This window comes from Streptosporangium sp. NPDC050148, from assembly GCF_055586505.1.
Genome location: NZ_JBVJIA010000031.1, coordinates 12,527 through 26,795 on the forward strand (window position 1 = coordinate 12,527; position 14,269 = coordinate 26,795).

Annotated in this window: 13 protein-coding genes; 6 read left to right on the plus strand and 7 right to left on the minus strand. The window is 74.2% G+C overall.

The window, feature by feature from the left end:
• Positions 1-6 precede the first annotated feature (6 nt).
• The gene (locus ACZ6RT_RS28820; protein ID WP_470157169.1) at positions 7-558 is read left to right on the plus strand and encodes a GNAT family N-acetyltransferase; all 552 of its coding nucleotides are present in this window, start codon (positions 7-9) and stop codon (positions 556-558) included.
• Positions 559-774: 216 nt separating this feature from the next.
• On the opposite strand, the gene metF is transcribed toward ACZ6RT_RS28820, so the two are convergent.
• Entirely contained in the window at positions 775-1,707 is a 933-nt protein-coding gene (gene metF / locus ACZ6RT_RS28825; RefSeq protein ID WP_399193257.1) for a methylenetetrahydrofolate reductase [NAD(P)H], read from the minus strand.
• A gap of 397 nt (positions 1,708-2,104) precedes the next feature.
• On the opposite strand from metF, the gene ACZ6RT_RS28830 reads away from it, so the two are divergent.
• Complete coding sequence (locus ACZ6RT_RS28830; RefSeq protein WP_399193259.1) at positions 2,105-3,172, plus strand: polyprenyl synthetase family protein; 1,068 nt, start codon at positions 2,105-2,107, stop codon at positions 3,170-3,172.
• A 103-nt stretch (positions 3,173-3,275) separates the two neighbouring features.
• Here the strand turns inward: ACZ6RT_RS28830 and thiE are convergent, their stop codons facing one another.
• The 3 genes from thiE to ACZ6RT_RS28845 are packed head-to-tail and all read right to left on the minus strand — an operon-like array spanning position 3,276 to position 5,498.
• On the minus strand, positions 3,276-3,917 hold the full coding sequence (gene thiE / locus ACZ6RT_RS28835) for a thiamine phosphate synthase (RefSeq protein ID WP_470157170.1): 642 nt from the start codon (positions 3,915-3,917) through the stop codon (positions 3,276-3,278).
• Entirely contained in the window at positions 3,895-4,269 is a 375-nt protein-coding gene (locus ACZ6RT_RS28840; protein ID WP_344896565.1) for an Rv2175c family DNA-binding protein, read from the minus strand. Before ACZ6RT_RS28840 ends, thiE begins: the two co-directional genes overlap by 23 nt.
• 50 nt (positions 4,270-4,319) lie before the next feature.
• Positions 4,320-5,498, minus strand: a complete 1,179-nt coding sequence (locus ACZ6RT_RS28845; protein WP_399193264.1) for an NAD(P)/FAD-dependent oxidoreductase — start codon at positions 5,496-5,498, stop codon at positions 4,320-4,322.
• Between the two features lie 331 nt (positions 5,499-5,829).
• Here ACZ6RT_RS28845 and thiO point away from each other — a divergent pair, with 331 nt between their 5' ends.
• The 4 genes from thiO (at position 5,830) to pknB (ending at position 10,108) form a co-directional block, all read left to right on the plus strand.
• Positions 5,830-7,104, plus strand: coding sequence for a glycine oxidase ThiO (gene thiO / locus ACZ6RT_RS28850; RefSeq protein WP_470157171.1), 1,275 nt, complete (start codon positions 5,830-5,832; stop codon positions 7,102-7,104).
• Positions 7,101-7,301, plus strand: a complete 201-nt coding sequence (thiS, locus tag ACZ6RT_RS28855; RefSeq protein ID WP_399193267.1) for a sulfur carrier protein ThiS — start codon at positions 7,101-7,103, stop codon at positions 7,299-7,301. The genes thiO and thiS overlap by 4 nt, the downstream gene beginning before the upstream one ends.
• A gap of 11 nt (positions 7,302-7,312) precedes the next feature.
• Positions 7,313-8,071, plus strand: a complete 759-nt coding sequence (locus ACZ6RT_RS28860; RefSeq protein WP_470157203.1) for a thiazole synthase — start codon at positions 7,313-7,315, stop codon at positions 8,069-8,071.
• Positions 8,072-8,146: 75 nt separating this feature from the next.
• Positions 8,147-10,108: a Stk1 family PASTA domain-containing Ser/Thr kinase gene (gene pknB / locus ACZ6RT_RS28865; RefSeq protein WP_470157172.1), complete on the plus strand. Its 1,962-nt coding sequence runs from the start codon at positions 8,147-8,149 to the stop codon at positions 10,106-10,108.
• Between the two features lie 80 nt (positions 10,109-10,188).
• Here the strand turns inward: pknB and alc are convergent, their stop codons facing one another.
• From alc to ACZ6RT_RS28880, 3 genes are all read right to left on the minus strand, one after another.
• Positions 10,189-11,148 carry an allantoicase gene (gene alc / locus ACZ6RT_RS28870; RefSeq protein ID WP_470157173.1) on the minus strand — a complete coding sequence of 320 codons (960 nt, stop codon included), beginning with the start codon at positions 11,146-11,148 and terminating at the stop codon, positions 10,189-10,191.
• A gap of 161 nt (positions 11,149-11,309) precedes the next feature.
• The gene (allB, locus tag ACZ6RT_RS28875) at positions 11,310-12,707 is read right to left on the minus strand and encodes an allantoinase AllB (protein ID WP_470157174.1); all 1,398 of its coding nucleotides are present in this window, start codon (positions 12,705-12,707) and stop codon (positions 11,310-11,312) included.
• Positions 12,708-12,909: 202 nt separating this feature from the next.
• A complete protein-coding gene (locus tag ACZ6RT_RS28880; RefSeq protein ID WP_470157175.1) occupies positions 12,910-14,256 on the minus strand; it encodes a glycerate kinase in 1,347 nt (448 codons plus the stop codon).
• Between the last annotated feature and the right edge of the window lie 13 nt (positions 14,257-14,269).

The window sequence follows — 14,269 nt, forward strand, 5'->3', positions numbered from 1 at the left end:
CGACGCGTGACCGGACTGCGACGGATCGGCCCCGACGAGTTCACGCTCCGGCTGGACGCGGTCCTCGACGTCTACACCAGGGCGATGAACCCACCGGCCGACCAGCTCCCGGGGCGCAGGGCGATCATGCGCAACCATGCCGCCCACCCCGCCTTCACCTGCCTGTTCGCCGAGGACGAGACCGGTACCCCGGTGGGCGTGGCGTACGGCTTCCACGGGGTCCCGGGCCAGTGGTGGCACGACGTGGTGCGCCGCGCCCTCGTCGAGCGGCACGGCGAGGACCACGCCCGGCAGTGGCTGGGGGACGCGCTGGAGCTCGCCGAGATCCACGTCCACCCCGACCACCAGGGCAAGGGCATCGGGCGGACGCTGGTGGTCGGCATGTGCGCGGGCCGCCTGGAGCGCACCGCCGTGCTCTCCACCCGCGACGGGGGGCCCACGGCCGCCCTGCACCTGTACCGGAGCGTCGGTTTCGTGGACCTGCTCACCCGGTTCGTCTTCCCGGGCGGGCACGAGCGTTACGCGATCCTCGGCGCGGCCCTCCCCCTGGGCGGCTGACCCCGGGGTCCTAAGCACCCGCCGGCCCGGGGCCCCACCGGGCCGAAGCACCCCGCACCGGCCCGCGGCCCCGTCGGCACGGAGCGCTGCCGGCCCGAGGCACCGCGTCGGTCCCCCGGTCCGAGACGCCGCGCGGGCACCCGGGCCTCCCGGGACGGACCTTCCCCGGAAGAACCGGCGACCGGCCGCCGGCCCGGAGGATCCGTGACCGCGGGCTCAGACCTTCGCGGGGACGGCCTGCGAGGTGTGGTCGAGGGCCTGGAAGACCTCGCGGGTCGCGCTGGAGCGGTTGAAGGTGATGAAGTGGATGCCGGGCGCGCCCTCGTCGAGCAGGGTCTGGCAGAGCTCGGCGGCGTGCTCGATGCCCAGGGCGCGCACGGCGGCCGGGTCGTGGGCGACGGCCGCGAACCGCTCGGCCACCTCGGGCGGGAACGGCGCCCCGGAGAGCTGCTCGGACCTGGCGATGGTGCTGATCTGCGTGACGGGCATGATGCCGGGGATGATCGGCGTGTCGCAGCCCGCCGCCGCCACCCGGTCGCGCAGCCGCAGGTAGTCCTCGGCGCGGAAGAACATCTGCGTGATCGCGTAGTCGGCCCCCGCCCGGCACTTGCGGACGAAGTACTCGGTGTCGGTCTCGATCGACGCCGACCGGGGGTGCTTGTACGGGAAGGCGGCCACGCCGACGCAGAAGTCACCCGACTGGCGGATGAGGCGGACCAGCTCCTCCGCGTACAGGACGCCCTCGGGGTGGCGCACCCACTCGCCCGTGACGTCGCCGGGCGGGTCGCCACGGACGGCGAGGATGTTGCGCACCCCCGCGCCGGCGAACCGGCCGATCAGGTGACGAAGCTCACGGACGGAGTGGTTGACCGCGGTGAAGTGGGCGACCGGGGTGAGCGTGGTCTCGTGCGCGATCCGCTCGACGATGTCGACGGTGCGGTCACGGGTGCTGCCGCCGGCGCCGTAGGTGACGGAGACGAAGGTGGGGTGCAGCGACTCCAGCTCGCGGACGGCGCGCCAGAGCTGGCGCTCCCCCTCGTCGGTCTTCGGGGGGGAGAACTCGAAGGAGAACGAGCGGGCACCGGAGGCGAGGAGCTCGCGGACGGTGGCGGCGCGATCGGGAAGAACAGACGGGCGACCCAGAGCCATGGGGCAAGGATACTTGCCCGGCCCGCGGTACGCCCGGTCAGATGATCGACTCGGCACTTGAGAAGATGATGGGAAACAGCCGTATCTCTAGATCGAAATACCCTCTTGGGCGGTTAATCTCGTTATTTGAGCTTCTCCTGCGATCCGAGCCGGGGATTTTCGACCGCCCCAGATCAGGTCCTCATCGGGCCCGGTTGCAGATGTCCCGAGGTGTCATGCCGTACCGCGGTTCCACAGGTGTCCCGACTCTCCGCCGTCCCGATGGGGGAAATCGTGTCGATCATGCGTACGGTGGTCGGAGTGTCACCGTCGCCGGGCGGATCGTCACGGCGCCCGGCACCGCACCGCGCCTTCCCCCCGGAGCCGTAGCCAAGGGTCTCCACACTGGAGGTATTCGATGACCACTTCCGTGGCCGCGCTGGACACGATCCGCTCCGAAGTGGATCGTGCTCTCCGGTGGTTCGTGGATCGGCAGCGCCCCCAGGTCGGTGCTCCGGAGCTGGTCCCCCTGATCTCCGCGGCCGAGGACTTCCTGGCCGGTGGCAAGCGGCTGCGGCCCGCCTTCTGCTACTGGGGCTGGCGCGGCGCGGGCGGGGGCGACGACCCGGCGGTCTTCACCGCCGCCGCCTCGCTGGAGCTGCTGCAGGCCAGCGCCCTCGTGCACGACGACGTGATGGACGCCAGCGACCGGCGCCGGGGCATGCCCTCGGCGCACCGCAGGTTCGAGACGCTGCACCGCGAGGCGGGCTGGCACGGCTCGGCCGAGCAGTTCGGCGAGGGCGCGGCCATCCTGCTGGGCAACCTGCTGCTCATCTGGTCCGGTGAGATGTGGCGGAACAGCGGCCTGCCGGCCGCCTCCCTGGCGGCGGCCCAGCAGGTCCACGACGACATGCGCACCGAGCTGATGTGCGGCCAGTACTTCGACCTGCTGGAGCAGGCGCACGGCGAGGGCACCTTCGACAGCGCGCTGCGGGTCGCCCTGTTCAAGAGCGGGAAGTACTCCGTGGAGCAGCCGCTCCGGCTCGGCCTGGTGCTGGCGGCGCAGGGCAGGCAGCCGTGGATAGACCGGCTCTGCGAGGAGTACGGGCGGTCGGTGGGCATCGCCTTCCAGCTGCGCGACGACATCCTCGGCGTCTTCGGCGACCCGGACGAGACCGGCAAACCGGCGGGCGACGATCTCCGTGAGGGCAAGCGGACGATGCTGGTGGCCCGTACGCTCGCCGCCGCCTCCGAGGCGCAGGCCCGTGTGGTACGTGCCAGACTGGGCGCCCCGGACCTGGACGCGGACGGGGTGGACCTGCTCCGCGAGATCATCGAGGAGACCGGCGCCCTGGTGGCGTGCGAGGACCTGATCAAGGGCTACCTGGAGAACGCGCTCGGCTCGCTGGAGGGCGCCCCGATCCGCCCCGAGGCCCGTACGGCCCTGGCCGACCTGGCGGTGGCCGCCACCGCCAGGCGCACCTGAGCGACCACCGGCCCCGGACCGGGGCCGTTCGGGCGTCCCGGCCCGGCACCTCGCCCGTGGCCCGTTCACGACACCGCCCCGGGGACGTCCGGACGCGGGCCGTTCAGGCGTGGGCGGTCAGCCTCCGCTTGAACTCCGCGGCCGCCGCCTTGGGGTCGTCGGCCTCGGTGATCGCGCGGACGACCACGACGCGGCGCACGCCGTAGGACATGACCTCGTCCAGGTTGTCCAGGTCGATGCCGCCGATGCCGAACCAGGGCCGGTCGGTCCCCAGGGCCGCGGCACGGGTGAGCAGGCCGGGGCCCGGAGCGTGCCTGCCGGGCTTGGTGGGCGTCGGCCAGATCGGGCCGCAGCAGAAGTAGTCGACGCCGGGCTCGACGGCCGCGGCGGCGGCCTCCTCGGGGGCGTGAGTGGAACGCCCGATGAGGATGTCGTCGCCGAGCAGCTCGCGGGCCACCGGCACCGGCAGGTCGCCCTGGCCGAGGTGGAGCACGTCGGGGCGGCACGCGTAGGCGATGTCGGCCCTGTCGTTCACGGCCAGGAGCGTCCCGTGCCGGTCGCAGGCCTCGCGGAAGACGGCCAGGAGGTCGAGCTCCTCGCGCGCCTCCAGGCCCTTCTCGCGCAGCTGCACGATGTCGACCCCGCCCGCGAGGGCGGCGTCGAGGAAGTCCGCGAGGTCCCCCCGGTCACGCCGCCCGTCGGTGCACAGGTACAGCCGGGCGTCAGAAACCGAGCGCCTGGGCACGTCTCTTCACTTCGGTGTGCCGGCCCGCGACGATCGCGTCGACCGGCGACCCCGGCAGGGTGTCGTCGGGCGTGAAGAGCCAGCGGAGCGATTCGACGTCGTCGTACCCGGCGTCGAGGAGGACGGTGAGGGTGCCCGAGAGGCCCTTGACGACCTCCGTGCCGGCGAGGAAGGCGGCCGGGACCTGCGGCTCGCCGCCTCCCCTGCGCACCCCGATGAGCTTGCGGTCCTTGAGAAGTTGCTTGGCGCGACCGGCGCTCAGGTTGAGCCTTCTGGCGACCTCGGTCAGGGTGAGCCACTCGCCCACCAGCTGGTCGGTCTCCCGGTCGATCTGCGCAACAGAAAGCGTCACGAATCCACCACTACCACATCGAGCCCTTCGCCAAACACCCCGCGGCGAGGTTACGCCGCCGTACAGTCGCGCAACGCTATCGCAGGGTCGGCCAGGCGCCCGACGTCCAGGCGCTGCCCGCCCTCGATGAGGCGGCGCCCCTGGACGAGGTCGCGGGGGCGGTTCACCGACAGGACCGCGACGAGCCGGTCCCCGGCGTCCACCCAGCACGTTCCCCACCGGGGTTTTCCCGGGGCGGAGGGGTCGCCGCGCCGGATCGGCCGGGCCCCGTCGTGGTGCCCGGCGTACTGGACCATGTGGCCGAACTGCTCGGACCAGAAGTAGGGCACCGGGTCGTAGACGGCGGCGTCCCCGACCAGCGTGGCCGCGGCCACGTCCGGGGCGCCCAGGGCGGTGTCCCAGTGCTCGACGCGCAGCCTCAGGCCGTAGCGGCGCGACCACCAGGCCGCGCAGTCGCCCACGGCGACCACTCCGGGCAGCGAGGTGTTCAGGTGCTCGTCGGTGACCACGCCGTCGTCGAGCCTGATGCCGGAACCGGCCAGCCACTCGACGGCCGGCCGTACGCCCACGCCGGTGACCACGACGTCGGCCTCGATCGCCGAGCCGTCGGCCAGGGTGAGCCCGCCGTGGTCGACCGAGGCGACCATGGTGCCCAGGCGGAGATCCACTCCCGCCTCGGCGTACCAGGGGACGGTGTGCGCGCCGATCTCGCCGAGCGCGGCGGCCAGCGGGGTGGCGGCGGCCTCGACCACGGTCACCGCGCAGCCGGCCCGGCGGGCGGCGGTGGCCACCTCGGCCCCGATCCAGCCCGCGCCGACGACGGCGACCCGCCTGCCGGGCCCGAGCAGCGAGCGCAGGCCCAGCGCGTCGTCGATGGTGCGCAGCACGTGCTGGGGGCCGTCGCCGCGCAGCCGGATCGGACGGGCCCCGGTGGCCACGACCAGGCCGTCGTAGTCCAGCTCGCCCTCGGTGGTCTCGACCACCCCGGGGTGCAGCCCCTTGGCGGCCACGCCCGCGCGGAAGTCGACCTCCAGCGCGTCGAGGTCGGAGTCGACCACCGTGGAGTCGGTCCCGCCGAGCAGCACCGCCTTGGACAGGGGCGGCCGGTCGTAGGGCCGGTGCCGCTCCTCTCCGATCATGGTGATCCTGCCGCCGAACCCTCGGGCCCGTAACGCCTCGACGCTGCGTACACCGGCCAGGCCGGCACCAACCACCACGACATGATTCACACTTCCTGACCATAAGCGTCAGCACCGCCCTCCTACCAACGGTCGTTGGTAACGAAAGCGGGATTTACCTCACATCTGACGCGCTAAGGATGTTGCCGCAACCCTTAGGGTGGAGGAGAAGACGCGCGGGAGCCCGGAACGCACCGGGCTGAGAGGAGGGCAGCGGGGCGAGGCAGGGCCTTCGTGAGCCACGTGACGTGCGAGGAGGTACCGCTCCGGCGGTGCGGCCCGGCACCCGCGGGGCGGGAGGGACCCACCGGGCGACCGCGAGCGGGCCCTCGACCGCCAGGAACCTGATCCGGGTCATGCCGGCGAAGGGAGCGGAGCACGTATGCCCGACCTTTTCGACCTCGTCGTCGTCGGCGGTGGCGTCATCGGCCTGTCGGTGGCCTGGCGGGCCACCGGCCGGGGGCTGAGGGTGGCCGTGGTCGACCCCGCGCCCGCCGCCTCGCACGCCGCCGCCTCGCACGCGGCCGCGGGCATGCTGGCACCGGTCAGCGAGGTCACCTACACCGAGGAGCCGCTGCTCCGGCTGGGCCTGGCCTCCCTGGAGCGCTGGCCGGCCTTCGCCGCCGAGCTGTCCCGGGCGAGCGGGCACGACCTCGACTACCGCGCCGACGGCACGCTCGACGTGGCCTTCGGAGCCGACGACCTGGCCGCGCTGGACGACCTCGCCGCCTTCACGGCCTCGCTGGGGCTGCCGGCCGAACGGCTCACCGGGCGCGAGTGCCGCCGCCTGGAGCCCATGCTGGCCCCCTCCGTCCGCGGTGGCCTGCTGGCCGGCGGGGACGCCTGGGTGGACCCCAGAAGGGTCACCGCGGCGCTCCTGGCGGCCCTGGGGCGGACGGGCGCCACCCTGGTGCCCGGCCGGGCGACCGGGCTGCTCACGGCCTCGGGCGCGGCCAGCGGCGTACGGCTGGAGAGCGGCGGGCACCTGGACGCGGGCCGGGTGGTCCTGGCCGCCGGCGCCTGGTCGGGTTCCCTGGAGGGGGTGCCGCCCGAGGCGCTCCCCCCGGTGCGGCCGGTCAAGGGCCAGATCATGCGGCTGCGCTCCCCCGAACCGGTGCTGAGCCGCTGCGTGCGCGGCGTCGTGCACGGCTCCCACGTCTACCTGGTGCCGCGCGGCGACGGCGAGCTGGTGGTCGGCGCCACCCAGGAGGAGCTCGGCTTCGACACCCGCGTCACCGCCGGGGGGCTCTGGGAGCTGCTGCGCGACGCGCGCGAGCTCGTCCCCGGCGTGACCGAGCTGGAGGTCACCGAGACGATCGCCGGGCTGCGTCCCGGCACCCCGGACAACCTGCCGCTGGTCGGTCCCACGATCGTGCCGGGCCTCGACCTCGCCACCGGCCACCACCGGGGCGGGGTCCTGCTGGCCCCGCTCACCGCCGACCTGTGCGCCGGCGAGGACACCGGGTCCGTACGGCCCGCGGAGCTGGCGGAGCTCGCGGAGCTCGCGGGGCTGTGCTCCCCGCTCCGCTTCGCGCGGGGCGCCCCGCGGGCGCCCTCACCGCCCGCGCCCGCGCCGGGGCCGTCCCGGCTGCGGGAAGGCGGCCTCGCGGCACGGGAACGCGACCTCACGGAGAACACGACGCGGGAGCATCGATGAACGTGACCATCAACGGCGCCGCCCACGAGCTGCCCGCCGGGGCCACCGTGGCGCAGGCCGTACGGCGGCTGACCGACGCCCCGGGCGGGGTGGCGGTCGCGGTGAACGACGAGGTCGTCCCGCGCGGCGCCTGGGAGTCCACCGCGCTCGGCGAGGCCGACCGCGTCGAGGTGCTGACCGCGGTTCAGGGAGGGTGAACGTGGACGACATGACGGACGACCTGCTCATCGGGGGCGAGAAGTTCTCCTCCCGCCTCATCATGGGCACCGGGGGCGCCCCGTCCCTGGAGATCCTCGACCGGGCGCTCGCCGCCTCGGGGACCGAGCTGACCACGGTCGCGATGCGGCGGCTCGACCCCGCCTCCCGCGGGTCGGTGCTCGACGTGCTGCGCGGGCGCGACATCAAGGTGCTGCCGAACACCGCGGGCTGCTTCACCGCGGGGGAGGCCGTGCTGACCGCCAGGCTGGCCAGGGAGGCGCTGGAGACGAACTGGGTCAAGCTGGAGGTCATCGCCGACGAGCGCACCCTGCTGCCCGACCCCATCGAGACCTTCGACGCGGCCGAGCGGCTGGTCGCCGACGGGTTCACGGTGCTGCCCTACATCGGCGACGACCCGGTGCTGGCCCGCAGGCTGGAGCAGGCGGGCTGCGCCGCGGTGATGCCGCTGGGCGCGCCGATCGGCTCCGGGCTGGGCATCCGCAACCCGCACAACATCGAGCTGATCGTGGAGTTCGCGAACGTGCCGGTGATCCTGGACGCCGGGATCGGCACCGCCAGCGACGCGGCGCTGGCCATGGAGCTGGGCTGCGACGCGGTGCTGCTGGCCACCGCGGTCACCCGGGCGCAGCGGCCGGACCTGATGGCGCGGGCGATGCGCTCGGCCGTGGAGGCGGGCAGGGCCGCGCGCCTGGCCGGGCGGATACCCCGGCGTCGCTACGCGGAGGCATCCTCCCCTCTTCATCGCTAGAAAACGACCACGTCTCGGCATCGGTTTGGGATTCGGGGACCCTGTCGGCGCCAAATCGCCCGTAAACTCGGCCTCGTGGACACGACGCTTACGGATCCCCTGGTCGGGAAACTCCTCGACGGTCGATACCGCGTCGAGTCCCGGATCGCCCGGGGGGGTATGGCGACCGTCTATCTGGCCCTGGACATCCGGCTCGACCGTACGGTCGCCGTGAAGGTGATGCACCGATCCCTGGCCGAGGACCCCGCCTTCGTGCGGCGCTTCATCGGCGAGGCCAAGTCGGTGGCGAGCCTGTCGCACCCCAACGTGGTGCACGTCTTCGACCAGGGGACCGACGGCGACAACGTCTACCTCTCCATGGAGTACGTGCCGGGACGGACCCTGCGCGACGTGCTCCGCGCCCGCGGCAGGCTGCCCGCCCGCGAGGCGCTGGAGGTCATGATCCCGGTTCTCGCCGCGCTGGGCGCCGCCCACCAGTCGGGGCTGGTCCACCGGGACGTCAAGCCGGAGAACGTGCTGCTCGCCGACGACGGCAGGGTCAAGGTCGTGGACTTCGGCCTGGCCCGCGCGATCGAGGCGACCAACCAGACGCGCACCGGCGTCATGATCGGCACCATCGGCTACATGTCGCCCGAGCAGGTGACCGCCGGCGCGACCGACGCCCGCAGCGACGTCTACGCGGCCGGGATCATGCTGTTCGAGCTGCTGACCGGCCGCCAGCCGTACGAGGGCGAGACGCCGATGTCGGTGGCCTACCGGCACGTTCACGACACCGTGCCGGTGCCCTCGGCGGTGCTGCCCGGCTCTCCCCCGCTGCTCGACAACCTGGTGGCCGCGGCGACGGCCCGCGACCCCGCCAACCGGCCGGCGGACGCGACCGCCCTGCTGGTCGCCGCGGTCGAGGCGCACCGGATGCTGCCCCGCGACAGCGTCCCGCATCCGTCCGTGCCGATCGGCGCGCCGCACGCCCACGCCTCCGTGGCGCCCGAGCCGCCCGCCCCGGTCAACCACACGCTGATCCAGCCGCGCACCGACCTGCTCACCGGCCCGGCGGCCGGGACGGGGACGCCCCCGCCCGCCGTTCCCCGGCCGCGCCGTTCGGCGGGCGCCCGCTGGTTCCTCGTCGGGCTGGCCGTGGTCATGGTGATCGCGGTGGGGGTGACCGGCTGGCTGTTCTCGCAGAACACCTCCATCGTCGTGCCCGCCACCCTGGTCGGCAAGAACATCACGGCCGCCACCGACGAGGCCGAGCAGCGGGGCTTCGTCGTCGAGCGGGGCAAGCCCGAGCACGACGAGAAGGCCCCCAAGGGCACCGTGCTCCGTACCGACCCGGTGGCGGGGACCGAGCGCGAGCCGGGCAGCAGGCTGGTCCTCATCGCCTCGGCCGGGCCCAAGAGGGTCGCCGTGCCCAACGTCGTCGGCATGAGCGAGCCGGAGGCCAGGAGCAGGCTCGCCGAGGTCCTGATCACCGTGGACGACGTCAGGAAGCAGGCCAGCGAGACCGTGCCGCGCGGTCAGGTGATGCGGACCGTCCCGGCCGTGGGCAACCTGGTCAAGGAGAACAGCAGGATCGACCTGGTGGTGAGCGCCGGGCTGCTCATGCCGGACGTCAGGGGCATGCCCCGCGACCAGGCCGACGGGGTGCTGCGCGGCGCCGGGTTCACCCCCGAGTTCGTCGAGCAGACCGACAGCGCCCAGCCGTGCACCGTCATCGCCCAGGACCCGCTGCCCAAGGCCGAGATCGACAGGGGCGCCGTGGTCCGGCTGACCCTGTCGCAGTGCAACGGCGAATGGCAGTGGCCGTGGGAGCGGGATCGGCAGCGGGAGGGCGAGCAGCCCGGTGGTGAGGAGGGCGACAACGTCGTGGTCATCCCGAACATCGTGTTCAAGGACTTCAGGGCCGCCCGGGACGAGCTGCGCGCCGCCGGGGTGCGGGTCAAGATGAAGCGCACCCTGGGACGGGGCAGGGTGGTGGCCCAGCTCCCGCCGGGCGGGCAGTCGGTCCCCCCGGGCACCGAGGTCACCATCTGGTACTGACCCGCCGGTGCGGCTCAGGAGCGGCTCGGAGGCCGTGGACGCGGCTCAGGATCGCACGCGGCTCAGGATCGCACGCGGCCTCAGGGCCGGTCGGTGGCGAGGAAGCCGTGCAGGCGGACCCTGGCGAGGCCGCCGTCGGGATGGATGTCCACCCTGGCGTACGCGGCCACGGGCGCGTCCGCGATGCGGAAGCGGTGCCGGGTGTCCGGCAGCAGGCGGGTCCTGGGCAGCAGCGGGAACCAGGTCTCGCCGTCCGCGGTGCCGGTGATCCCGGCCTCGGCGGGGGCGTTGAAGACCAGGTTGGCGGTGTCGATCTCGGCGAGCCTGACGACCCCCGGACCGGCCAGGCGGATCACCATCCAGTCGTTGCCGCCGTCACGCCGTCGGGCGGTCTCCCAGCCCTCGGCCTGGTGGCGGGCGAGCCCCGGTGAGATCGCGTTGTTCGGCGAGGAGTAGAACTCGTCGGAGCAGGCCGTGACCAGGGCGCCGTTCTCCAGCGCGGCCAGGTCCAGGCCGAGCCCGTCGTACACCGACAGGTCGCACCTGACCTCGCCGTGCACCCGGAGCCGGGCGACGCCCCCGTCGGGGAGGATGCTCAGCCGCACGTGCGTGTACCGGCGCTCGTCGGACACCTCGAAGAAGTGCTCGGCGTCCCCCGTCAGAGGGCTGACGGGCACCACCTCCACCCAGTCGGCGGCCTCCAGCTCGGCGGGCGCCGGGTAACCCTCGACCTCGGCGGCCTCCACGCGTGCGCGGGGCGGGTAGTTGCCCTTGAACCAGGCGGTGTCGATCACGACGCCGTGGATCACGCCGGGCATGCCGAGCCGCACCAGGGCCCAGTCGTGGCCGGGCTCGCGCCGCCTGCGGGTCTCCCAGCCGTCGTACACCTGCCCCTTGGCACCGAAGGTGTGCGGCCTGAAGGCGGGACGGCCCGGCCTGATCAGGTTCTCCCGCTCGGCGAAGGACTCGTCGTTGGCCGCGACGACCGAGCCGCCGAGGCTGCGCAGGGCCAGGTCGGGCAGTGCGGTGAACTCGGTCAAGGAAGAGCCTCTCACGTCGGACGGACAGGTGATCGGACGATGCGGGCGGACGGGCGATCCGTAGGAGCGACCGGACGGGCCGAGCGGAGCGGACGAGGTCAGTGGAGTGGGCGGAGTCGGCGGGCGGGTCGGGGCGGGTTCTCCGCAACGCGGCGGGCCCCCTACAACAGGGTGCCCCGGGGTTCCTTCCCCACCTCTCGGCCGCGCAGCCAGGTGGTGCGCACCTCGCCCCTCTGCGTCCTGCCGTGGTAGGGGGTGACCGGGTTGCGGTGGTGCAGCGCGGCGGCGTCCACGGTGTGCACGGCGTCGGCGTCGAAGGCGACCAGGTCGGCGTCACCGCCCACGACGATGGCCCCCTTGCCGCGCAGTCCGGCCAGCGCGGCCGGGTTCCCGGCCATCCAGCGGACGACGTCCTCCAGGCCGTGCCCGCGCCGCGCCGCCTCGGTCCAGACGGCGGTCAGGCCGACCTGGAGGGAGGAGATCCCGCCCCAGGCCGCGGCGAAGTCGGGCACCTTGAGGTCGGGGGTGGACGGCGAGTGGTCGGAGACGACGCAGCCGAGCACGCCGTCGGCGAGACCGCGCCAGAGCTCGTCGCGGTTGGCCGCGGACCGGATCGGCGGGCAGCACTTGAACCGGGTGGCGCCCTCGGGCACCTCCTCGGCCGTCAGCGTGAGGTAGTGCGGGCAGGTCTCGGCACTGAGCCTGACACCCTCCCGCACGGCCCTGGCCAGCGGTTCCAGGCAGAGCGCGGACGAGACGTGCAGGATGTGCGCGCGCACCCCGGTCTCCCCGGCCAGCTCGGCGACCCGCTCGACGGCCCGGCGCTCGGACTCCCCCGGCCGCGAGCCGAGGAACTCGGCGTACCCCGGCCCCGACGGGTCGGCGAGCAGCGCGGGATCCTCGGCGTGCACGATCAGCAGCCCGTCGAACGAGGCGATCTCCTCCATGGCGGCCCGCAGCCCGCCGGTGTCCAGCGGCGGGAACTCCTCCACGCCCGACGGGGACAGGAAGCACTTGAAGCCGCGCACGCCCGCCTCGTGCAGTGCCCGCAACTCGCCGGTGTTACCGGGGATCGCCCCGCCCCAGAAGGCGACGTCCACCGCGCACTGCCCGGCCGCGGCCCTCCGCTTGACGGCCAGGGCGTCGGCGTTCACGGTCGGCGGCAGCGAGTTGAGCGGCATGTCCACGATCGTGGTGACCCCGCCCGCCGCGGCGGCCCTGGTGGCCGTGGCGAACCCCTCCCAGTGGGTACGGCCGGGCTCGTTGACGTGCACGTGGGTGTCGACGAGGCCGGGCAGCAGCGCGACGTCGCCGAGGTCGACCCGCTCGGCGACGTCGAGACCCGCGTAGGGGTCGGCGTCGCGGCCGGTGTCGCGGCCGGTGTCGCGGCCGGTGTCGCGGCCGGTGTCGCGGCCGGTGTCGCGGCCGGTGTCGCGGGGGTGGACCGCGACGATCCTCCCGTCCCGTACGGCGACCGTCGCCGGTCCCTCCCCGGAGGGCAGCACGACCCGGCGCGACCGGATGACCAGATCCGGCCGCTCGCCGGCGCCCGCGCTCATCGCGATTCCCCCGTGAGCCCTCGCCGCACGCGAGCGGTCGACGCCACGGCGGTCACGACGGCCGTCGCAGTGACCGTCGCGGCGGCCATCACGACGGCGGTCGCAGTGGCCGTCGCGATGGAGGCCGCGGTGGCGGTCGCATTGGCCGTCGCGGTGGAGGTCGCGGTAGAGGTCGCAGTCGCGGTGGAGGTCGCGGTGGCCGTCACAGGTGCCGCTCCGCGACCGTGCGGGCCAGCCGCTCCAGCAGCGGCCCGGCCTGGGCCATGCAGACGGCCGGGTCCGGTTCCAGGTCGGTGAGTGCGTAGGCGGCCGTGATGCCCGCCGCCCTCAGCTCCTCGTCCCCCAGGGTGCGGCGCCCGCAGACCGCGACGACCGGCACCCCCGCCTCGGCCGCGGCGTCCGCGACCCCCGCGGGCGCCTTGCCGCGCAGCGTCTGCTCGTCGAGCGACCCCTCGCCGGTGATGACGAGGCGCGCACCGGCGAGGTGGTCGCGGAAGCCGAGCAGGTCCAGGAGGTAGTCGATGCCGGGCCGGAACTCGGCCCCCAGGAAGGCGAGCGCGGCGAACCCGACCCCGCCCGCGGCGCCCGCGCCCGGCTGTCCGGCCACCCCCATCGAGCGGACGATCCCGTCGTGCTCGGCGGCTCCGACCAGGCCGTGGGTGTGCGCGGCGACCGCGGCGAGACGGGCGAGGGCGGCGTCGAGCAGCTTCACCTCGTCCGGGTTCGCGCCCTTCTGCGGGGCGTAGACGGCGGCGGCGCCGTACGGGCCGAGCAGCGGGTTGTCCACGTCCCCCGCCACCACGAACTCCACCTGGTCGATCGCGACGAGACCGGACATGTCGATCTTGTCCAGGTCGGCCAGGGCGGCTCCTCCGGGCGGGAGATCCCGGCCCTCGGCGTCCAGGAAGCGGACGCCGAGGGCCCGCATCATGCCCGTGCCCCCGTCGGTGCAGGCGCTGCCCCCCAGGCCGAGGACGATCCGCCGGGCACCGCGCCGTACGGCGTGGGCGATCAGCTCGCCGGTGCCCTGGCTGGTCGCGGTGAGCGGGGCCGTCTCGACGCCCTCGTGCGCGACCGATCCGGGATCCCGGGCGACCGGCCCGGAGGAGAGGGGCAGCCGCCGCAGGCCGGACGCCTCGGCCAGCTCGACGACCGCCGTCGGCACGTCCGCGGCGACCGGGGAGCCGGAAGCAGCCGGAGAGACGGAAGGAGCCGAGGCACCGGAAGGAGCCGGGGAGCCGGAAAGGGCCGGGGCATCGGAAGCGTCCGGGGAGGAGCCGTCCCGCGCCCCTCCCGGGCGGGCGTCGCGCCAGGCGTAGGAGGCGAGGACCGGAACGCCCACGGGCCCGGTGACCTCCACCTCGACGCGGGTGAACCCGCAGGCCACCACCGCGTCCACGGTGCCGTCACCGCCGTCGGCCACCGGCAGCGCGACCGTGGTGACGCCCGGCCCCAGGCCCGCGGCGACCCGCGCGGCGACCTCGGCCCCGGTCAGCGACCCCTTGAACTTGTCCGGGGCGATCACGACGTGTCCCGACGACTCAGACAACCCTGCTCCCTGC

Bases quoted from the DNA above. Each gene is read 5' to 3' on its own strand.
- metF (WP_399193257.1), bottom strand. From the start codon at position 1,707: ATGGCTCTGGGTCGCCCGTCTGTTCTTCCCGATCGCGCCGCCACCGTC.
- ACZ6RT_RS28830 (WP_399193259.1), top strand. From the start codon at position 2,105: ATGACCACTTCCGTGGCCGCGCTGGACACGATCCGCTCCGAAGTGGAT.
- thiO (WP_470157171.1), top strand. From the start codon at position 5,830: ATGCCCGACCTTTTCGACCTCGTCGTCGTCGGCGGTGGCGTCATCGGC.
- thiS (WP_399193267.1), top strand. From the start codon at position 7,101: ATGAACGTGACCATCAACGGCGCCGCCCACGAGCTGCCCGCCGGGGCC.
- ACZ6RT_RS28860 (WP_470157203.1), top strand. From the start codon at position 7,313: ATGACGGACGACCTGCTCATCGGGGGCGAGAAGTTCTCCTCCCGCCTC.
- allB (WP_470157174.1), bottom strand. From the start codon at position 12,707: ATGAGCGCGGGCGCCGGCGAGCGGCCGGATCTGGTCATCCGGTCGCGC.